The following is a 19864-nucleotide window of genomic DNA, read 5'->3' as shown; positions in this document are numbered from 1 at the left end:
GCGGCAGCTTCCCTGCGGTCTACTAGAGCGACGTTCGGGCCTTGCGGTAAGCACCCGAAACGGGGTCTCGCGGGCCGGAGAAAACGATGAAACAGCACTTCATGATGTTTGCGGCCTACAATCAATGGGCCAATAGCCGCATCTACGATGCCGCCGCCGATCTCGACGAGGAAGATTTTCACCGCAACGTCGGGGTCTTCTTCGGCTCGATGATGGGGACGCTCAACCATGTCCTGACTGCCGATCGCATCTGGATGAGGCGCTTTACCGGCGAGGGCGACGCGCCGGCCAGGCTCGACACGGTCCTGCACCGCGCCCTGCCGGGCTTGCGGCTGGCGCGCGAGGCCGAAGACAAAAGGATCGTCGACTGGGTTGGGGCGTTAAGCGACAAGGCTTTGTCCGGCCGCTTCTCCTACATGACCGTCTCCGACATGCGCACCGTCTCGCAGCGATTGGCGCCGGCGCTTGATCATTTCTTCAATCACCAGACCCATCACCGCGGCCAAGCGCACGCGATCCTGACCATTCTCGGCCGGCCTTCGGTGCCGCTCGACCTGACGCTGTTCCAGCGCAGCGAAGAGGGCCGCGCCTACGCATGATTTGGGATCATCCGGATCGAATTGACAGGAAACCCGTCGAAGGCGAACAGCAACTTCGACGGGCTATAGTCGCAAAACAGGCCTGGCCAGTCAGGCGGCGTATCCGCCCTGGCCGCGGGAGATCGGCTTGACCGAGACTGCCGGCTGCGCCGAGGGCCAGAGAATGCCTGCCGAAACTGCGAAGGTGGTCAGGGCGTCGCGCGCGGCCTCGGGCGAGATCTCGCCAGCGCGTGCCGCCTCGCAGGCCTTCACCGCCGCGCCATAGCTCAGGCGTCGCCGCGATGGCGGGAACTCGGTCAGGAACTCATGCATGTCGAACAGCGAAGCGATCATGCGCTTATGGCCGGCGCCGACGGTTACGGCGACCGGGGTGAAAAATGTCTTATCGTGCATTCTGGCCTCTCGAATTGGGCGGAGGTGACGGGCGGACGCCGCTCTCCGACCGGGGGTAGGACGCCCAGAAACGCGGATTGCGGCATCAGGTTCCATGTTGCCGAAATTTGATTTTCGCCACCAAGCTCCGTGGCATGAGCGTCGTGCCGAAGAGCGGCCTATTTCCACATGTCGCGCATGCGGGCGCCAAGGTCGACGCGCACTTGCGGCTGGCGGCGCGGATCATCCGTGGCCTGGACGCTCGCCCACGATGTCTGTTCGAAGGCGCCGAGGATCGAGGCCGGGATGAAGCGGGTGCGCGAGGCGTAAACATGGCGATCGCCGCGCGCCGCCTGGCCGTGTACGAAAAAGCGCTGCGGCATGACCAGGTGCAGGCCGTCCTTGGCCCGCGTCATCGCCACGTAGAGCAGGCGGCGCTCCTCGTCGATATCCTCCTTCGAGCCGACGGCGAGATCGATCGGGATGCAGCCGTCGACGGTGTTGAGCACGAAGACGTTCTTCCATTCCTGGCCCTTGGCCGAATGGATGGTCGACAGGATCAGATAGTCCTCGTCGCGATGCGGCGGCCCGGCCTCGTCGCTGGTTGCATCCGGCGGATCGAGGGTCAGCTCGGTGAGGAAACGCTCGCGCGAGGCATAGCCCGAGGCGATCTGCTCGAGCTGCAGAATATCGGCCCGGCGTGTCGTTGCGTCCTCGTGGATGCGGTCGAGATGCGGCTCATACCAGAGCCTGACCTGTTCGAGGTCAACAGGCCATTTTCCCGACCCGGCGCGAAGCTGCGAGAACAGCGCGACGAAACCCGGCCAGTCGTCGGCGGCGCGTTGCGGCGGCCGGTAGCGCGCCAGCCCCATCGCTTCGTCGAGCGACGTCGCCATGGTGTCGACGATCTGCGAAGCCGCCGAAGGGCCGATGCCGGGCAAAAGCTGCAGCACGCGAAAACCGGCGACGCGGTCGCGCGGGTTCTCGGCGAAGCGCAGCACCGCCAGCACGTCCTTGACATGGGCGGCGTCGAGGAACTTCAGCCCGCCGAACTTGACGAACGGGATGTTGCGGCGCGTCAGTTCGATCTCCAGCGGCCCGCTGTGGTGCGAGGCGCGAAACAGCACGGCCTGCGCCTTCAGCGCCGTGCCCGCCTCGCGCTCGGTCAGGATCGCCTGACAGACGTAACTCGCCTGCTCGGCCTCGTCGCGGACGCTGACCAGCTTCGGCTTTTCGGTCGATTTGCGCTCCGACCAGAGGTTCTTGGTAAAGCGCTCCGAGGCCTCGCCGATTACCGCATTGGCGGCGGCCAGGATGGTCTCGGTCGAGCGGTAGTTGCGCTCCAGCATGACGATCTCGGCCGGCCGGGCGAACTGTTTTGGAAAGTCGAGGATGTTGCGCACTTCCGCGGCGCGAAACGAATAGATCGACTGCGCATCGTCGCCGACCACCGTCAGCCCGGATCCGTCCGGCTTGAGCGCCGCGAGGATCGAGGCCTGCAGCCGGTTGGTGTCCTGGTATTCGTCGACCAGCACATGGTCGAAACGCCCACCCAGATGCGCCGATATCTCCGGCTCGCCGGCCATCTGCGCCCAGTAGAGCAGCAGGTCGTCGTAATCGAGCACGTTCTGCGCCTGCTTGGCCTCGACATATCGGGCGAACAGCGCCTTAAGCTGTTCTGCCCATCCCGCGCACCAGGGAAACACCGAACCCAAAACTTCGCCGAGCGGCGCCTGCGCGTTGACGGCACGCGAATAGATCGCCAGGCACGTGCCCTTGGTCGGAAAACGGCCTTCCGTCTTCGAGAAGCCTAGTTCGTGCCGGGCGAGGTTCATCAGGTCGGCCGAATCCTCGCGGTCGTGGATGGTGAAGGCCGGATCGAGGCCGATCTCCAGCGCATAGTCGCGCAGCAGCCTGGCGCCGATGCCGTGAAACGTGCCGGCCCAGGTGAGAGCATCGGTGATGACGGAAGCGTCGCGGCCGAGCACCTCGCCGGCGATGCGCTCGACGCGCTTGGCCAATTCCGATGCGGCGCGACGCGAAAACGTCATCAAAAGGATGCGCCTCGGGTCGGCGCCCCTGACGATCAGATGCGCGACGCGATGCGCCAGCGTACTGGTCTTGCCGGAGCCGGCCCCGGCGATCACCAGCAGCGGCCCGGCGACCTTGCCGTCGCCATGCTCGACGGCAACGCACTGCTCGGCATTCAGCTTTGCGAGATAGGCAGGCCGGAAGGTCGAATCACGGGCAGCGAGGTTCATTGCCCATCAAGCATCGTTTCTGCTTTGTTCGCAACGCTTTCGTACGTGCGACCGATGCGTCCGATCCTGCTGGCGCCCGACCGACGAACCGAAACTAGCGCTGCGGCTCGACGCCCATCGCCGCAGACTGCCGCGGCAGCGACTTGTCGTCATCGGGAGGCGGCAGCAACAGCGGATCGAAATCGTCAGGCACCTCGTCGATGATTTCCCTGACGATGCGGTAGGCCACATAGACGGCGGCCCCGGCTATGAGCAGACGGATCATGATTTTCTCCATTGGTGTGGACCAACCGAGGAGCCGGCGTTTTGTTCCCCTCTCTCGTTTTGTTCCCGGGGTTCCAAAACGTCCCAAGCTCTTGCCCGAGCGTGCAACCAAATCGGCACCGTCTCGTTTGCCCGGTGACAGGAGGTTGCGATGAACAAGCTCTCAACTTTGCTGGCCTCGACTTGGCTCGTCTTGGCCGCAGCGCTGGCTGTCGCGGCCTGCGACAACAACATTCCACCGACAAAGGCTCCCGGCGCCGATCAAAACCCGCAGGTCGACCCTGCGCCCAACGCGACGCCAGGCGATGATCAACCCGCCGCGCCGCCGGCGCAGTGAAAGCTGTAGGAAAGATGGCCGGCGCCGCTTGGGAGGGAGCGATGACGCCGGCCAGGCGGGTATCAGGTCCGCCGCACACCTAGACTTAGCTGAGTCTTGCCTTTGCGTCATGACGACGACGGCCTTGCACCGGCAATTAACTGACAAATGCGCAGTTTTCGACTGCGAGAAGCCGATGCTCGCCAGGCGCAACGCCATCGCAGCGGTTGCCGGCTCAGCCCGCAACTGATCCTTTGATCCGGCGAGGCCGGCGATCGGATCAATCGTCTTCTTTCTCCGCCCGCGGCACCGGGTACCTGTCGCTGGCGGCCATTTTCATGCGTTATGCGGCCAACCGGTGCTCGAGGTCTTGCGAAGCGCTGACGTCCCGTGCAAAAGCGCGGCCATGCTGATCATCAACGACCTTTCGCTCCGCATGGCCGGACGCCTGCTTCTTGACCATGCCTCGCTGACCTTGCCGGCCGGCAGCAAGGCAGGGCTTGTCGGCCGCAACGGCACCGGCAAGACCACTTTGTTCAAGGCGATCACCGGCGACCTCGCCTCCGAGACCGGCTCGATCGGCCTGCCGAAGAACACGCGCATCGGCCAGGTGGCGCAGGAGGCTCCCGGCACCGAGGAGCCGCTGATCGAGATCGTGCTCAAGGCCGACCTCGAACGCTCCGCATTGCTCGATGAGGAAACGACGGCGACCGATCCGCACCGTATCGCCGACATCCACATGCGGCTCGCCGATATCGACGCCCATTCGGCCGAGTCTCGTGCCGCCACCATCCTCGCCGGCCTCGGCTTCGACGACGCCGCCCAGCGGCGGCCGGCCTCGTCGTTCTCCGGCGGCTGGCGCATGCGCGTCGCACTCGCGGCGGTGCTGTTTGCCGAGCCCGATCTGCTGCTGCTCGACGAACCGACCAACTATCTCGACCTCGAAGGCACGCTGTGGCTGGAAAACTACGTGTCGAAATATCCGCACACAGTGCTGCTGATCTCGCACGACCGCGACCTGCTCAACCGCGCCGTCAACTCGATCGTCCATCTCGACCAGAAGAAGCTGACCTTCTGGCGCGGCGGCTACGACCAGTTCGAGCGCCAATTCACCGAGCAGCGCGAATTGCAGGAGAAGGGCAGGGTCAAGCAGGAAGCCGCACGCAAGCACATGGAGTCCTTCGTCGAGCGCTTCCGCGCCAAGGCTTCCAAGGCGAGACAGGCGCAGTCGCGCATCAAGGCGCTGGAGAAGATGAAGCCGATCGCCGCGATTGTGAACGACAACGTGCGGCCGTTCTCCTTTCCCGAGCCGGTGAAGACGGTGGCCTCGCCGATCATTGCGCTCAACAACGTCAATGTCGGCTATGTCGAGGGTGAGCCGATCCTGAAGAAGATGACGCTGCGCATCGATGCCGACGACCGTATCGCACTGCTCGGCGCCAACGGCAACGGCAAGTCGACCTTCGCCAAATTGCTGTCCGGCCGCCTGAAGCAGGAGACCGGCACCATGACGGTGGCGCCCGGCCTGAAGGTGGCGATCTTTGCCCAGCATCAGCTCGACGATCTCCGACCGAGTGAAAACGCCTATGAGCATGTCCGCCGGCTGATGCCGGAAGCACCGGAATCGAAGGTGCGCGGCCGTGTCGCCCAGTTCGGACTGACCACCGAAAAGATGAACACCGCCGCCAAGGACCTGTCGGGCGGCGAGAAGGCGCGGCTGTTGATGGGCCTGTCGGCGTTCGAGGGGCCAAACCTGTTCATCCTCGACGAACCGACCAACCATCTCGATATCGACAGCCGTGAATCGTTGATCCATGCGCTGAACGAGTTTCCCGGCGCCGTCATCCTGATCTCGCACGACCGCCATCTGCTCGAGGCAACGGCCGACCGGCTGTGGCTGGTCAAGGACGGGACGGTCAATCCTTTTGACGGGGACCTCGATGATTACAAGACGCTGGTCACCGGCGTGGCCGGCGACCGCCGCGGCAAGCGCGAGGCCGAAAAGGCCTCGAAGGCCGACCGCCGCCGTGACGCGGCAGCGCGCCGCGCCGCCTTCGAGCCGCTGGCCAAGGAGATCCGCGCCACCGAAGCGCTGATGGACCGCATTCGCAAGCGCATCGACTTGATCGAGGACGAACTCGCCAATCCGGCGGTCTACGAAAAGGACCCGTCGACGGCGACACGGCTGGCCAAGGAGCGCTCGCAACTGGCCCAGACACTGGCCGGCCATGAGGAAAAATGGCTGTCGATGTCGGCAGAGTATGAGGAAGGCACGGCGGAGTAGCGCGTGATCTCCCCCCTCGAGGGGGGAGATGCCCGGCAGGGCAGAGGGGGTCGTCTCGCGTAGATCGCCAGCGTCTTACTTCGTCGCGAAAGATGTCGGCGCTCCACGCGCCGCGACCCCTCTGTCGCCTTCGGCGACATCTCCCCCTCAAGGGGGGAGATAGGCGCTTGCGCGATCTGGCCCTACACGCCGTGTCCAGAACCCGCTAATCTGGCCCCATGAATCAGCACGCCAAGCTCAGGATCGGCCATTCGGCCTGTCCGCATGATTGCCCGTCGACCTGCGCGCTCGAGGTCGAGCTGCTCGACAGCAAGCGCATCGGCCGCGTCCATGGCGCCAAGGCCAACAGCTACACGGCTGGCGTCATCTGCGCCAAGGTCGCCCGTTATGCCGACCGCGTCCATCATCCCGACCGCTTGCTGAAGCCGCTGATCCGGGCGGGCGCCAAGGGTGAGGGCCTTTGGAAGGACGCGAGCTGGGAGGCCGCACTCGACCTGGTCGCCGAAAAATTCATCGCGGCCGAGGCAAGATATGGCTCGGAGACGGTCTGGCCCTATTACTATGCCGGCACGATGGGGCTGGTGCAGCGCGACGGCATCGAGCGGTTGCGCCATGCGAAAAAATACTCCGGCTTTTTCGGTTCGATCTGCACCAATCTGGCCTGGACCGGCTGGATAATGGGGGCCGGCGCGCTGCGCGGTCCCGACCCGCGCGAGATGGCCAAGTCCGACTGCGTGGTGGTCTGGGGCACCAATGCCGTGGTCACCCAGGTCAACGTCATGACCCACGCGATCAAGGCGCGCAAGGAGCGCGGCGCCAAGATCGTCGTCATCGACGTCTACGAGAACGCGACGATGAAGCAGGCCGATCTCGGCCTGGTTCTGAAGCCCGGCACCGACGGTGCGCTGGCCTGCGCGGTGATGCATGTGCTGTTCCGTGACGGCATGGCCGACCGCGCCTATTTGGCAAAATACACCGACGATCCGCACGGTCTGGAAGCGCATCTTCAGACGAGGACGCCGCAATGGGCGGCTGATATCACCGGGCTTTCCGTCGATGAGATCGAGGCCTTCGCCCGTCTCGTCGGCACGACCAAGAAAACCTATTTCCGCCTCGGCTACGGTTTTTCGCGGCAGCGCAACGGCTCGGTCAACATGCATGCCGCCGCCTCGATCGCCGCGGTCACCGGCTGCTGGCAATATGAGGGCGGCGGCGCCTTCCATTCCAATTCGGGCATCTTCAAGCTGAACCAGGAACTGCTGGAAGGCACGCGGATGCGCGACCCGGCGATCCGCCATCTCGACCATTCGCGCATCGGCCCGGTGCTGACCGGCGCTGAGGATGCGCTCTATGGCGGCCCGCCGGTGACGGCGCTGCTGATCCAGAACACCAATCCGGTCAATGTCGCGCCGGAGCAGCGGCTGGTGAAGCAGGGTTTTTTGCGCGACGACCTGTTTTCCTGCGTGCACGAACAGTTCATGACCGACACCGCAAAACTCGGAGATGTCGTGCTGCCGGCGACGATGTTTCTAGAGCATGACGATATCTACAAGGGCGGCGGCAATCAGCACATCACGCTCGGGCCGAAGTTGATCGACCCGCCGGAAGGGCCGCGCAGCAACCATTTCGTCATCGAGGAACTCGGCAAAAGGCTCGGTGTTGGCGACAGGCCTGGCTTCGGCATGACCGAGCAGCAGCATATCGACATCATTTTGGGCAAGCGCGGGCTGGGCAGTTTTTCGAGCCTCAAGGAACAAAAGTGGCTCGATTTGCAGCCGGCTTTCGAAGCGGCGCATTTTATCGACGGCTTCGGCCACGCGGACGGAAAATTCCGCTTTCGCGCCGACTGGACCGGGCAGGCGGCGCCCAACCGGCCGCCGAAATGCATGGGCCTGTTCGGGCCGGTGGCAAGCCTGCCGGAATTTCCCGACCACGTCGATCTGATCGAGGTGGCGGATGCTGCGCATCCGTTCCGGCTGGCCACCTCGCCGGCGCGCAATTTCCTCAACTCGACTTTTTCCGAGACGCCGGTGTCGATGGCCAAGGAGGGCCGGCCGGAACTGTTTTTGCATCCGGACGATGCGGCAGCCTATGGGCTGGCCAATGGCGACCGCGTCGAGATCGGCAATGCGCGCGGCGAAGTTGTGCTGCACGCAAGATTGTTCGACGGCGTCAAGCGCGGTGTCGTGGTGGCCGAAGGCATCTGGCCCAACAGCGCCCACGAGCGCGGCGAGGGCATCAACGTCCTGACCGGCGCCGACGCGCCGGCGCCCTATGGCGGTGCGGCGTTCCACGACAACAAGGTGTGGCTGCGCCCGGCAAAGTGAAGCGTCGGAACGATATGCCCAACCAGCCGTTTTTGCGTGGCGGTGGAGACATGGTGATGGCAGAAGCGTTGGCAGCGCCGGCCCCCGTTGGAAGGACGCTTTCGCCCGGCGAACTCGTGACCACGATGGCGCATTTTCATCGCGCCGAGATTCTGCGCATGACGGGGTGGCGCGACCGCCTCGACCGGACGAGCAATTGGGCGATAACGGTCGTCGCGGCAATGTTGTCCATCTCGCTTTCGACGGCCAGCGCGCATCACGGCGTACTGCTTTTTGCCATGCTGCTTGTCCTGTTGCTGCTGTGGATAGAAGCGCGGCGATATCGCTTCTTCGACGTTTACCGGGCCCGAGTGCGCCAGTTCGAACGGCACTATTTCGCGCAGATATTCTCGCCGCAGCCGGACTTCGCGTCAGATTGGCTGTTGGTCGTCGGCGAAAGTCTGCGCACTCCAAAATTCCTCATTTCGCAACGAGCGGCGTTGGCGCGCCGTCTGCGTCGAAACTACATCCACATGCTGCTGATCCTGCTGTTGGCCTGGATCCTGAAACTGTCGACCCCCAGTCTTCTAACCGAAGGTGTCCGCATCGACTTCGTCAGTTCGGTGCGCGAGGCGGTTGCCGGCGCTGCTCTGGGGCCCATTCCCGGCCTGGTCATCGTCGTGCTGGTCGCCGCCTTCTATGCCGGCCTGCTGGTCACGGCGTTCCTGACCGCCAGCGACGACGGCGAGCTCTCCTTTGGCGACGTGCACGTCTAGGGCGGCAGCGCAAAACCGGTAGATCTGCGATTTCAGCTGTACAGGGAATCGAACCGATCGGTTCGTTTTTGTTGACGCATTGTGCAAGACCAAGTGAACGTCGGCTCAGCGAATGGCCGGGCCACGCGGCAGAAATATTCGCCTAACGCATTGAGAAGCAAGTCAAAGATTGTGGCGAAGGAAGCCTTTTGGCGGATTTCAAGCACCCGGTTCAGGGCGTAGCCGGAACATCTTTGTGATTGGAAATTGCTGCAGGGCCAGCCCACCTCGGGGTGGTCCGAGCGACGCGAAATCCTCCCAAGGCACGCCACCAGACGGACAACAACACTGAAAGTATGAAAGTACTGGAGTACCTGAAATGACCAAGATTGCTCTCACCGCTGCCGCCATCCTCATTGCCGCAGGCAGCGCCTTTGCCGGCAGCGACCACTATGGATCGGACGGCGCCAATCAGCCGGCCGCGCCTGTTGGCAATGCGGCTGTTGGAAATATCGACAACACGTTCACGGGCTCGATCCGCAAGCCGTTTACGGCGGAGCACAATACCGTCAATACCAACGCGACGACCCAGCCCGGCACGACTGAACCGGTCGTGCCTCAGTCCGGCCGGGGCAACTGGGGCCGCTAAATCCTCAAGCTGCGGAACGCAAAGAGCGGCGGGCTTGGCCCGCCGTTCTTGCTTATCAAGTCACAGCTCTCGTTTAGCGCAGATCCTTTGGCCAAACGCAGTGCGTCAGCCGCGCGTCACCGAGGGCCAGCCGTGCCCAGTCACCGTCGAAAACGAAGCGGGCAAGAGCCGCTGTCGGGAATTTTTCTTCAAGCTTTTTGAGTGCCGCGGCATCCGACCCGGCGCCGGCAAGTCGGCGCGCGAATTCCTCCAGGTCGGGATTATGGCCCAGCACCAAGAGGCTGATTGTTGCCGCATTTGCCTGCCGGACCTTGGCGAGAACGTCTGCCGCGCTGGCCTCGTAGAGCGCCTGGACGAATTTGGCCGGCGCTTTCGCGGGCAGTTCCGCCGAGACCAGCCGCCATGTGTCGCGGCTGCGCAGCGCCGGCGATACCAGCGCCAGATCGGGCAGCCAGCCCTGGCTGGCCAGTTCGCGACCGACCAGCGGGGCGGCCTTCAGCCCGCGCCCTGAAAGCGGCCGGTCGAAGTCGATGAGGTCTGGATCGTCCCAGCTCGACTTGGCGTGACGCAGAACAAGGAGTTGCTTCATGAGTTCAATTTAAGACCAAGGAATGTCGGGCTGAAAGTCTTTCCCATATCCGCCGCCATGTTTTGTGCCCATGGCGGTATCAAGGTCGCCCAAAGCGCACCAAAGATGAACAAACCTACGCGCCGTTCATCCCTATCCCACCTGACCGAAATGTCTGCTTCAGCAATGGCCCAATCGCCCGATCGAATGTGAATTGCATCGATGACAGAACCTGTTCGCCCGTCCTCGATTCGATACAGATAGAAGTATGCCGTGGCATTGGTTGGATCGTCCGCCTCATCATACTCGAAGGCACCGGCCAGATCACCTTTTGCCCGCATAGCGCAGTGGAAGAGATCCATTTGCCTGTCTGCATCTGTCAAAATAACGTTGAGACTTCGCGTGCGCCATGCACCACGCGCACGATCTCGACGCGCCGTTCGGCCAGGCGATAAAGCACGAGATAATTGCCGATCGTCAATGCTCGCACTTCGGCACCGATGTTGGGTTTTTGGCGCCGGATTCCGGGCCGGGCTGCGGACAATGAGGACGTCAGCCATTCCGCTGTTTTTTGCTGGCGTCGCTGAACCGGCTGTGCGCCTTCAGTTTGATGTCCTCGATGTCGAAAGGCGCGAACGGGCCGCTCCCCAGCCCTTCCGTCCAGGCTTTCCGCAGCCGTTCCGCTTCCGCCTCGCGCAAGGGCTGGCGAAGACGCCATTCGCGGAGCGCCTCGCGGATCACTTCGCTTGCCGAACCGTATTGCCCGCTGGCCACCGCGCCCTTGACCATGTCCAGCAGTTCCGGCGAAAGCGCCACGCTGACCTTTTCGACTGTCGCCATCAACCTGTCTCCTTGCCAACATGGTAGCAACATTTGCTACCATGTTGGCAAGGATGGTTCTCAGGGAGTGATGCGCGCCAGATGCTCGAGGTCGGTTTCCTCGCGCAGCGGATCGGGCGCCATGATCACGGAGGTGCTGTTGTCGGCATCGTCGGCGAAGTGGGCAAGCACGGTGCGGCCGCCTTCCATCCGCGCCTTGCCTTCGGCGACCAGCCCGAGCGCCAGCGGATAAAGCCGGTGCTCGGCCTTCAGCACGCGCGCGGCGAGCATGTCCTCATTGTCGCCGACCATCACCGGCACGGCAGCCTGGGCGATGATCGGGCCGTCATCCATGTCCAGCGTCACGAAATGCACCGTGCAGCCATGGATGCGTATGCCGGCGCGCAAGGCGCGCGCATGCGTATCCAGCCCCTTGAAGGCGGGCAGCAGGGCAGGGTGGATGTTGATCATCCGGCCCAGCCATTTCTCGACGAAGCGCACGCCGAGAATGCGCATATAACCGGCCAGCGCCACGATCTCGGCGCCGAACGAGACAAGTGCGGCGTCGATCGCCCCGTCATGCGCTTCCTTGCTGGTATAGTCGGCCCGCGAAATCACCTTGGTGGCGATGCCGCGCGCCGCCGCGATGCCGAGACCGGCGGCATTGGCCCGGTCGGAAATGACGCCGACGATCTCGGCCGGATAGTCCGGGTTGCTGGCCGCGGCGATCAGCGCCGTCATGTTGGAGCCGCGTCCCGAAATCAGCACCACGGTGCGTTTGCGCGCACTCATAGGCCGATCGCGCCCCGATAGATCACGCCGGCGTCGCGGCGCGGCACGATGCGGCCAATCGGCGTCACCGTCTCCCCGGCCTCCTGCAGCACGGCCGCGACCTGTGCCGCCTGGCCGGAGGCGACGGCGAGGATCATGCCGACGCCGCAGTTGAAGGTGCGCATCATCTCTTCCGGCGCCACGCCGCCGGTCTTGGCCAGCCATGAGAACACCGCCGGCACTTCGATGGCGTCGAGGTCGAGTTCGGCCGAAAAATCCTTCGGCAGGACGCGCGGGATGTTTTCCGGGAAACCGCCGCCGGTGATATGGGCCAGCGCCTTGATGCCATGCGTGTTACGGATCGCCTTGAGGATCGACTTGACGTAGATACGGGTCGGCTCGAGCAGCGCCTCGGCCAGCGTGGCTTCATCGTTGAAGGGCGCTGGATCGGTCCACGCAAGGCCGCTGGTGGCGACGATGCGGCGGACCAGCGAAAAGCCGTTTGAATGCACGCCCGACGAGGCCAGCCCCAACAGCACGTCGCCCTCGACGATGTCGTCGGTCGGCAGCAACTGGCCGCGTTCGGCCGCGCCCACGGCAAAGCCGGCGAGGTCGTAGTCGTTGCCGTGATACATGCCGGGCATTTCCGCCGTCTCGCCGCCGATCAGCGCGCATCGGGCCTGCCGGCAGCCCTCGGCGATGCCGCCGACGATCGCCGCACCCTGGTCGGGGTCGAGCTTGCCGGTGGCGAAATAGTCGAGGAAGAACAATGGCTCGGCGCCCTGCACGACGATGTCGTTGACGCACATGGCGACGAGGTCGATGCCGATCGTGTCGTGTTTGCCGGCATCGATGGCGATCTTCAGCTTGGTGCCGACGCCGTCATTGGCGGCGACCAGCACCGGGTCGGTGAAGCCGGCGGCCTTGAGGTCGAACAGGCCGCCGAAGCCGCCGATCTCGCCATCGGCGCCCGGCCGGCGCGTCGCGCGCACCAGCGGCTTGATCTTCTCGACCATGAGGTTGCCGGCATCGATGTCGACACCCGCCTCGGCATAGGTGAGCCCGTTCTTGCGCTTGCTCATCACTCTTTCCTGCTTTCCGGGGCTCTTCGCATGAACGGCTGCGCCTCGCAAGGATAACGGCTGGCTCAGGCATTTTCGGCATCACAAAATCGTGGACAGAGGCCTCAGGCAAATCTCCAACATTGGCGATGGCGAAGGCCTTGAAGATAGCCAATCTCTCCCCACGAGCGGAGATTGGCAGCATCTGCGTCGCTCTCACTTGCCGTAGCCTCTCATCTCTATCATGTATCATCAAAACAGAAGCGACGGGACATGCGTTTGACCATCCCCAACATGATCACGATCATGCGTTTCGTGCTGGTGCCGGGCGTGGTGCTGGCCATGCTGCAGGGGCGCTGGGACTGGGCTTTCGCCGGCTTCCTGATCGCCGGCATTTCCGACGGCGTCGACGGCTTCATCGCCCGCCATTTCAACCAGTTTTCGCAGCTTGGCGCCTATCTCGATCCGATGGCCGACAAATTGCTGCTGGTCTCGGTGTTCGTGGTGCTGGGTTTCATCGGTGAATTGCCGCTGTGGCTGGTCGTCACCATGGTGTCGCGCGATGCGCTGATCGTCTGCGCCGTCGTTTTGTCCACCGTCATGGCCCACCCGGTCGAGATGAAGCCGCTGTTCGTGTCGAAGGCCAACACCGCCGTCCAGATCGGGCTGGCGGCGGTGGTGCTGGGCGAACTGGCCCTCGCCATCGATCTCGATCCGCTCAGGCCGGTGCTCATATTGCTGTCCGGGGTCTTGACCGTGGCTTCGGCCGCGGCCTATCTCGTGGCTTGGCTGAGGCATATGAGCGGCTATGGCGAAGGCTCCAAACCGGATACCTGACCAGAACATCGACGCGGCAGCCGAAGCTGCCGCTGCCGATGCGGCCGCGTCCGGCGTGTTTCGGCGCCAAATCCGCTTCTGGCTGATCAGCGCCATCATCCTCGCGGTCTTCCTCTATGTCTTCAGCGGCATCCTGCTGCCGTTCGTCGCCGGCATGGTGCTCGCCTACTTTCTCGACCCGGTCGCCGACCGGCTGCAGCGGCTCGGCCTGTCCAGGCTGATGGCGACGATTGTCATCCTGTTTGCCTTCATCGTCGTTCTGGTGCTGGCCTTCGTCATCCTCATTCCGGTGCTGGCTTCGCAGATGGCCGATTTTGCCAGCAAGCTGCCGGAATACCTGACCCGGCTGCAGAGCCTGATCACCAGCTTCGATCCGAGATGGCTGGAAGAGCAATTCGGCGTCGACGCCAATGGCCTGCGCGAAGGGTTGAACTCGCTGCTGACCTCCGGCTTCGGCCTGCTGACCACGGTGTTCACCTCGATCTGGAGTTCCGGCGTGGCGCTGGTCTCGGTGGTCAGCCTGTTCGTCGTCACGCCCGTCGTCGCCTTCTACATGCTGCTCGACTGGGATCGCATGGTGACGATTGTCGACAGCTGGGTGCCGCGCGATTATGTCCAGACCGTCAGGGCGATCGCCAACGACATCAACACCGCCACCGCCGGCTTTGTGCGAGGTCAGGGCACGCTGTGCCTGGTACTGGGTGCCATGTACGCCACCGGGCTGACGCTGACCGGTCTGAATTTCGCCATCCTCATCGGCCTGTTCGCCGGTCTGATCTCCTTCATCCCCTATGTCGGCTCGCTGACCGGGCTGGTGCTGGCCGTCGGCGTCGCCTTCGTCCAGTTCTGGCCGGACTGGACCATGGTCGCGGCGGTGGCCGGCGTGTTCTTCGTCGGCCAGTTCATCGAGGGCAACATCCTGCAGCCAAGGCTGGTCGGAAAAAGCGTCGGCCTGCATCCGGTGTGGCTGATGTTTTCGCTGTTTGCCTTCGGCGCGCTGTTCGGCTTCGTCGGCCTGCTGATCGCCGTGCCGGCCTCGGCCGCCGTTGCCGTCCTGGTGCGCTTTGCCATCGCCCGCTATCTCGAGTCGCCGCTCTACAAGGGCCACAACACCGAACCTGTGCCGCCGCTGCCGGCGCGTCGCCGCGGGAGCGGTGGGCCGCGCAGTTGAGCCAGATGCCGGACAACAAGATCGACCCGCCGCGCCAGTTACCGCTCGATCTCGGCCACGGCACCGGCTATTCGCGCGACGAACTCGTTGTCTCAGGCACCAACAGCCAGGCGGTGGCGCTTGTCGATCGCTGGCCGGACTGGCCGTCGCCGGTGGTCGTGCTCGCCGGCCCCGCAGGCTGTGGAAAAACCCATCTGGCGTCGATCTGGCGCGCCCGCGCCGGCGCAGTGAAGGTAGACGCCGGGCGGATCGGCGACTGCATGGCGAGCCTCGGCGCGCGGCCGGCCCTGATCGACGATGTCGATGCCGGTCCGGTCGATGAAGAGGGGCTGTTCCATCTGATCAACGCGGTGCGCGCGGCCGGCTCGACCTTGCTCTTGACCGCGCGGCGCTTTCCGTCCGCCTGGGGTGTCAGGCTCCCCGACCTCGCATCGCGGCTGAAGGCGGCGGCGATGGTCGAGATCCACGAGCCCGACGATCTCTTGCTGGCCGGTGTCATCACCAAACTGTTCGCCGACCGCCAGGTCGAGGTCGAGCCGCATGTCGTGCAATATCTGGTGCGCCGCATCGAGCGCTCGCTGGCCACCGCGATGCGCGTGGTCGAACGGCTCGACCGCACGGCACTGGAACGCAAGACGCCGATCACGAGGGCGCTCGCCGCCGAAACCGTCAGCGCCATGGATGAGGGGCAGGGCGAGTTCGAGATTTAGGCGGTGGGAGAACTTCCCTTCTCCTCTTTTTGTGGGAGAAAGTGGCCGAGCGAAGCTCGGTCGGATGAGGGTGTTCCAGCTTGGCGAACACCCTCGTCCAAATCGGGCGCACTGCGACAGGATCGCCAGCGCCTCATTTCTTCCAGCACCCCTCATCCGGCTCGGCGCGGCGCGCCGATCCACCTTCTACTACAAGGAGAGAAGGAAAAAGCTCCGGTCGGTGTCCCATTTCGGGAAACATTGACTGGCATCTCTCTTGCACATGCAAGCTTGCCGGCTAACCCCGGTCCTGATGCGTATCAAATCAGGTTGTAGGCTCGCCGGGAGATGAGGCGGTTGGGGTTCTCTTCCCGGCGAGCTTGCCTTCAACGAGATAATAACTCAACTCCCTACGCCCACCACCGCCGCTCGTTCCGCGCCAAAGCGCCTGCGGTAATCGCCCGGCGCCAGGCCGGTTATCCTGGCGAACACTTTGCGGAAGGAGCCGGGATCGTCATAGCCGACATCCCAGGCGATCTGGTCGATGGATCGGGTCGTCGCTTGCAGCATCTCACGCGCCTTGCCGACGCGCAGGTGCTGGCAATACTCGGTCGGCTTGAGGCCGGTGGCGTTGCGAAAGCGGCGCAAAAAAGTCCGCTCCTCCAAGGCCGCATGCTCCGCCATGGTGGCAAGCGTTACATCGCGAGCGCCTCTCGCCTGGAGCCAGTGCTGCACCTTGAGGATGGCCTCGTCGCCATGGTTCAGCCTGGGTGCAAAGGGGCTGTAGAAGCGTTGCTCGCGTCCCGGCGGGTCGACCAGCATGAAACGGGCGGTGTCCATCATCACGGTCGGCCCAAGCACCCGGTCGACGAGCTTCAGGCCAAGGTCGGTCCAGGCCATATAGCCGCCGGCGGTGATGATGTCGCCGTCATCGATGACCAGCTTGTCGGCATCGAGTAGGATGTCGGGAAAGCGCATCGCCAGCGCGTCGCGATAGGCCCAGTGCGTGGTCGCCGCACGACCGGATAGCAGGCCGGCCTCGGCAAGCACGAAGGCGCCGGCGCAGACCGAGCCGAGCGTCGCGCCCGCCGCATGACGAGCCCTGAGCCAGTCGGCGTAGGGCGCGGCCGTCTCGCGAGGGATCGGATCACCCAGGGTCGGAGGCAAGATGACCATGGCAGGTCCATGGCCGGGGCCGGGCTCGCTGTCGAAGCTGCGGATGACGGTTTGGCTCGCCTCCTGCCACTGCCAATGGCTGACGCGAAGCCTCAGCCCGTCCGGCGACCGGTCGGCAGCCAGCCGGTTGGCCAGCTGGAACAGGTCGGTCAGACCGAGAACTGCCGCTTGCTGAACGCCGGGATACACAACAAGCCCGATTTCGACCCGATCACGCCCCGCATGCATCTGTCAGTTTTGCCACGTTCAATGTCTGTTTTGCCAATACTCACCATTACTCCGTTGCAATAGCTTGTCCACAGAAGGAACGAACCTTCCCCACCAATTCAGCCAATTGCAGCAAGGAGTAAGACGATGAGCACATTCACCACCCAGGACGGCACCGAGATTTTCTACAAGGATTGGGGCACAGGCCAGCCAATCGTGTTCCATCACGGCTGGCCTCTGAGCGCCGACGACTGGGACAACCAGATGCTGTTCTTCCTCGACAAGGGCTATCGCGTCATCGCGCATGACCGGCGCGGGCACGGCCGCTCGACACAGACCGCGACCGGCAACGAGATGGACACCTATGCCGCCGACGTCGCGGCTCTGGTCGCGCATCTTGATCTCAAGAACGCCGTCCATATCGGCCATTCGACCGGCGGCGGCGAGGTGGCGCGTTACGTGGCCCGCTACGGTGGCGAAGGGCGCGTCGCCAAGGCGGTGCTGATCGGCGCGGTGCCGCCGATCATGCTTAAGACCGACAGCAACCCCGGCGGCCTGCCGATCGAGGTCTTCGACGGCTTCCGTGCCGCTTTGGTCGCCAACCGCGCCCAGTTCTACAGGGATGTGCCGGCCGGCCCGTTCTATGGCTTCAATCGCGAGGGCGCCAAGGTTTCGCAAGGGGCCGTCGACAATTGGTGGCGCCAGGGCATGATGGGCGGAGCCAAGGCCCACTACGACTGCATCGAGGTTTTTTCCGAGACCGACTTCACGGAAGAGCTGACAAAGATCGACGTGCCCGTCCTGATCATGCACGGCGATGATGACCAGATCGTGCCGATTGCCGACTCAGCCCTGCTTGCCGCCGAGCTCGTGAGGCACGGCACGCTCAAGGTCTACAAGGGCCTGCCGCACGGCATGTGCACCACCCACCCGGAGATCATCAATCCGGATCTCCTGGCGTTCATCCAGGGCTGACGCTTCGCAAGCTTCAGGCGGGCACCCCGGGAAGTCCGGGCTGCCCGTTGGTCGCTTGGGTGCTTCGTCAGTCGCAGATGCTGTCCGGCGCAGGTGCGCCGGCAGCACGGCCGGTGATTTCCGGTGAATGGATGGTCGGAGTGGAGAGATTCGAACTCCCGACCCTCTGGTCCCAAACCAGATGCGCTACCAGGCTGCGCTACACTCCGAGTCCTTGGCGGCGTATAGGGTTACGGGCTTGGCTGCGCAACCCCTAAAAGACGAAAACGCAACAAACGGCAGGCCCGGGTCGAGAGCGGAGTCGAAAATGCCGGCCGGCGCAACGGTTTCGCGGCAGCGCCACCTCAGGCACCCAGGTTGCTGTCCAGCGGCACGCTGCCGTTAACCCGGATAAAACGTCCCCGCCGGGAAGAAAACGCCCGGCGCGATCTCGGTCGTCCTGTCCACGGCCGTCACATCGCGCAATTATCGTCGGTGGCCCGCCGTGAAGGGGTACGGCAGGCTCGGCCTTGCCGCCGGCAGCATTGCGCAGTAATGACGGGAATACAGCGGCGGTGCCGCTTGCACGTAGTAACGAGGTGTTCATGTCCGCGCGCATTTTCAGCCCAGCCAAAACCGCGATGCAGTCCGGCAAGGCCAAGACCGGCCACTGGGTGCTGGAATTCGATCCCGAGATGCGCAAGAAAATCGATCCGCTGATGGGCTACACCACGTCGGCTGACATGCGGAGCCAGATCAGGCTCACCTTCGACACAAGGGAAGAGGCGGTGGCCTATGCGGAGAAAGAGGGGCTGGCCTATCGCGTCGAGGAGCCGAAGGAATCCAAGCGCCGCCAGATTTCCTATGCGGAGAATTTCCGCTATGACCGCAGGACGCCCTGGACGCATTGACCGGCAAATGCCGGGCAGCCGTCCCAGCGCATAAATTAGCCGGCCTTGGCGTCGGCCAGCGGTCCCGTAGCTCAGCTGGATAGAGCACCGGCCTTCTAAGCCGATGGTCACAGGTTCGAATCCTGTCGGGATCGCCAGCATTTTCAGGGTCCATTCTGGGCTAGTATCGGCGATGCGCTGATCGGCCCGCGTCCTCGCCCGGAGGCGCGGGCTTTCATTTTCAGCCTGGTGCTAAGTGCGACTAGCTCCAGGTGCCTCGTCGAGGAGATTTGGACCTTTACTCACAGGCATCTGGCCGTCGGGAGTAAGCTTGTCCACTGCGTCGGGCAGTTCACTTGTGAGCCGGTCGAGAAGTTCCTCGCGGGACAATCCGGTTTGCTCGGCGAGATCGCTCAACGTTTGCGGGTCGATCGCTTTCTCGACTTGGTCGCGCTGAACGGGGCGATTCGATCCTGTACCAACCCAAGAATCGACTTGATCGCCCGCACCCGCATTCCTGAGACGCTCCAGGATGTCGCCGAGCCCGCCGGTGGAGCCAGCGTTTTTGGCATCTGTCGAGTTCCTACCGGCGATTAACTCGCCGATCTTGTCCCTATTCTTGTAGGCAAGCAGGCCAAGCAAGGCTATGGCGACTTTTCCTATGTCAAGGCTCATTTCGCACCTCCTTCCATGAAGAACGGACAAGGCATGCGGCTTTGAAAGGTTCCACGGTATTTGCTGCTGGGCTGGTTTTCAGTTCGGTTAAGGACGATGGGGCTTCCCGGTCGAATCCAGGCAGGACTTCAGCGCGGGCGCCGCCGAAACGATCAAGGCTATCGGACGTGCGTGTTCAGCCTCGATCGTTTCGGACAGCGGCGCTCTGAATTCACAACCATGCAACCACTGCCTTGTCTT

The 19864-nt window shown here is 63.7% G+C and carries 22 protein-coding genes and 2 tRNA genes; 12 read left to right on the top strand and 12 right to left on the bottom strand.

The window, feature by feature from the left end; translation table 11 throughout:
• Window positions 1-86: 86 nt before the first annotated feature.
• Window positions 87-599, top strand: coding sequence for a DinB family protein (locus tag X738_RS64610; RefSeq protein ID WP_023800659.1), 513 nt, complete (start codon window positions 87-89; stop codon window positions 597-599).
• A 90-nt stretch (window positions 600-689) separates the two neighbouring features.
• Here the strand turns inward: X738_RS64610 and X738_RS64605 are convergent, their stop codons facing one another.
• From X738_RS64605 to X738_RS86165, 3 genes are all read right to left on the bottom strand, one after another.
• Window positions 690-992 carry a DUF982 domain-containing protein gene (locus X738_RS64605; RefSeq protein WP_023800658.1) on the bottom strand — a complete coding sequence of 101 codons (303 nt, stop codon included), beginning with the start codon at window positions 990-992 and terminating at the stop codon, window positions 690-692.
• Between the two features lie 158 nt (window positions 993-1150).
• The gene (locus X738_RS64600) at window positions 1151-3232 is read right to left on the bottom strand and encodes an ATP-dependent helicase (protein ID WP_023800657.1); all 2082 of its coding nucleotides are present in this window, start codon (window positions 3230-3232) and stop codon (window positions 1151-1153) included.
• 94 nt (window positions 3233-3326) lie between these two features.
• A complete protein-coding gene (locus tag X738_RS86165) occupies window positions 3327-3497 on the bottom strand; it encodes a hypothetical protein (RefSeq protein WP_023800656.1) in 171 nt (56 codons plus the stop codon).
• Window positions 3498-3647: 150 nt separating this feature from the next.
• On the opposite strand from X738_RS86165, the gene X738_RS64590 reads away from it, so the two are divergent.
• From X738_RS64590 to X738_RS64570, 5 genes are all read left to right on the top strand, one after another.
• Window positions 3648-3833, top strand: a complete 186-nt coding sequence (locus X738_RS64590) for a hypothetical protein (protein WP_023800655.1) — start codon at window positions 3648-3650, stop codon at window positions 3831-3833.
• A gap of 385 nt (window positions 3834-4218) precedes the next feature.
• Window positions 4219-6096, top strand: coding sequence for an ABC-F family ATP-binding cassette domain-containing protein (locus X738_RS64585; RefSeq protein WP_023800653.1), 1878 nt, complete (start codon window positions 4219-4221; stop codon window positions 6094-6096).
• A 218-nt stretch (window positions 6097-6314) separates the two neighbouring features.
• Entirely contained in the window at window positions 6315-8423 is a 2109-nt protein-coding gene (locus X738_RS64580) for a molybdopterin-containing oxidoreductase family protein (protein WP_023800652.1), read from the top strand.
• 56 nt (window positions 8424-8479) lie between these two features.
• Window positions 8480-9178 carry a DUF2270 domain-containing protein gene (locus X738_RS64575; RefSeq protein ID WP_023800651.1) on the top strand — a complete coding sequence of 233 codons (699 nt, stop codon included), beginning with the start codon at window positions 8480-8482 and terminating at the stop codon, window positions 9176-9178.
• Between the two features lie 358 nt (window positions 9179-9536).
• A complete protein-coding gene (locus X738_RS64570) occupies window positions 9537-9806 on the top strand; it encodes a DUF680 domain-containing protein (RefSeq protein ID WP_023800650.1) in 270 nt (89 codons plus the stop codon).
• Window positions 9807-9879: 73 nt separating this feature from the next.
• On the opposite strand, the gene X738_RS64565 is transcribed toward X738_RS64570, so the two are convergent.
• From X738_RS64565 to purM, 6 genes are read right to left on the bottom strand one after another with little or no spacing between them, the layout of a single operon-like run.
• Complete coding sequence (locus X738_RS64565; RefSeq protein WP_023800649.1) at window positions 9880-10395, bottom strand: SixA phosphatase family protein; 516 nt, start codon at window positions 10393-10395, stop codon at window positions 9880-9882.
• Entirely contained in the window at window positions 10392-10736 is a 345-nt protein-coding gene (locus tag X738_RS64560) for a hypothetical protein (RefSeq protein WP_023800648.1), read from the bottom strand. The genes X738_RS64565 and X738_RS64560 overlap by 4 nt, the downstream gene beginning before the upstream one ends.
• A gap of 17 nt (window positions 10737-10753) precedes the next feature.
• Complete coding sequence (locus X738_RS87225; protein ID WP_023800647.1) at window positions 10754-10918, bottom strand: type II toxin-antitoxin system RelE/ParE family toxin; 165 nt, start codon at window positions 10916-10918, stop codon at window positions 10754-10756.
• An 8-nt stretch (window positions 10919-10926) separates the two neighbouring features.
• Complete coding sequence (locus X738_RS64550) at window positions 10927-11214, bottom strand: type II toxin-antitoxin system ParD family antitoxin (protein ID WP_023800646.1); 288 nt, start codon at window positions 11212-11214, stop codon at window positions 10927-10929.
• Between the two features lie 60 nt (window positions 11215-11274).
• On the bottom strand, window positions 11275-11985 hold the full coding sequence (gene purN / locus X738_RS64545; protein ID WP_023800645.1) for a phosphoribosylglycinamide formyltransferase: 711 nt from the start codon (window positions 11983-11985) through the stop codon (window positions 11275-11277).
• Entirely contained in the window at window positions 11982-13046 is a 1065-nt protein-coding gene (purM, locus tag X738_RS64540) for a phosphoribosylformylglycinamidine cyclo-ligase (RefSeq protein WP_023800644.1), read from the bottom strand. Before purM ends, purN begins: the two co-directional genes overlap by 4 nt.
• A 258-nt stretch (window positions 13047-13304) precedes the next feature.
• Here purM and X738_RS64535 point away from each other — a divergent pair, with 258 nt between their 5' ends.
• Genes X738_RS64535 through hdaA form a run of 3 tightly spaced genes read left to right on the top strand, consistent with a single transcriptional unit; the run spans window position 13305 to window position 15743 of the window.
• On the top strand, window positions 13305-13862 hold the full coding sequence (locus X738_RS64535) for a CDP-alcohol phosphatidyltransferase family protein (protein WP_023800643.1): 558 nt from the start codon (window positions 13305-13307) through the stop codon (window positions 13860-13862).
• Entirely contained in the window at window positions 13834-15033 is a 1200-nt protein-coding gene (locus X738_RS64530; protein ID WP_023800642.1) for an AI-2E family transporter, read from the top strand. Before X738_RS64535 ends, X738_RS64530 begins: the two co-directional genes overlap by 29 nt.
• A gap of 5 nt (window positions 15034-15038) precedes the next feature.
• Entirely contained in the window at window positions 15039-15743 is a 705-nt protein-coding gene (gene hdaA / locus X738_RS64525; protein WP_023800641.1) for a DnaA regulatory inactivator HdaA, read from the top strand.
• A gap of 381 nt (window positions 15744-16124) precedes the next feature.
• Here the strand turns inward: hdaA and X738_RS64520 are convergent, their stop codons facing one another.
• Window positions 16125-17126 (bottom strand): GlxA family transcriptional regulator, encoded by a 1002-nt coding sequence (locus tag X738_RS64520; protein WP_023800640.1) that lies wholly within the window; start codon window positions 17124-17126, stop codon window positions 16125-16127.
• A gap of 126 nt (window positions 17127-17252) precedes the next feature.
• On the opposite strand from X738_RS64520, the gene X738_RS64515 reads away from it, so the two are divergent.
• The gene (locus X738_RS64515) at window positions 17253-18080 is read left to right on the top strand and encodes an alpha/beta fold hydrolase (RefSeq protein ID WP_023800639.1); all 828 of its coding nucleotides are present in this window, start codon (window positions 17253-17255) and stop codon (window positions 18078-18080) included.
• Between the two features lie 132 nt (window positions 18081-18212).
• On the opposite strand, the gene X738_RS64510 is transcribed toward X738_RS64515, so the two are convergent.
• A tRNA-Pro gene (locus X738_RS64510) sits at window positions 18213-18289 on the bottom strand.
• 375 nt (window positions 18290-18664) lie between these two features.
• On the opposite strand from X738_RS64510, the gene X738_RS64505 reads away from it, so the two are divergent.
• Both X738_RS64505 and X738_RS64500 read left to right on the top strand, forming a co-directional pair.
• A complete protein-coding gene (locus X738_RS64505) occupies window positions 18665-18970 on the top strand; it encodes an ETC complex I subunit (RefSeq protein ID WP_023800638.1) in 306 nt (101 codons plus the stop codon).
• A 60-nt stretch (window positions 18971-19030) separates the two neighbouring features.
• Window positions 19031-19107: transfer RNA gene (locus tag X738_RS64500), tRNA-Arg, on the top strand.
• A 94-nt stretch (window positions 19108-19201) separates the two neighbouring features.
• Here X738_RS64500 and X738_RS64495 read toward each other — a convergent pair.
• Window positions 19202-19624, bottom strand: coding sequence for a YidB family protein (locus X738_RS64495; RefSeq protein WP_023800637.1), 423 nt, complete (start codon window positions 19622-19624; stop codon window positions 19202-19204).
• Window positions 19625-19864: the final 240 nt, after the last annotated feature.

Origin of the sequence: Mesorhizobium sp. L48C026A00 (assembly GCF_000502375.1) — a bacterium.
Taxonomy (GTDB): Bacteria; Pseudomonadota; Alphaproteobacteria; order Rhizobiales; family Rhizobiaceae; genus Mesorhizobium; species Mesorhizobium muleiense.
The sequence above is the reverse complement of the archived record's forward strand: the minus strand, read 5'-3'. Positions and strand labels throughout refer to the sequence as shown.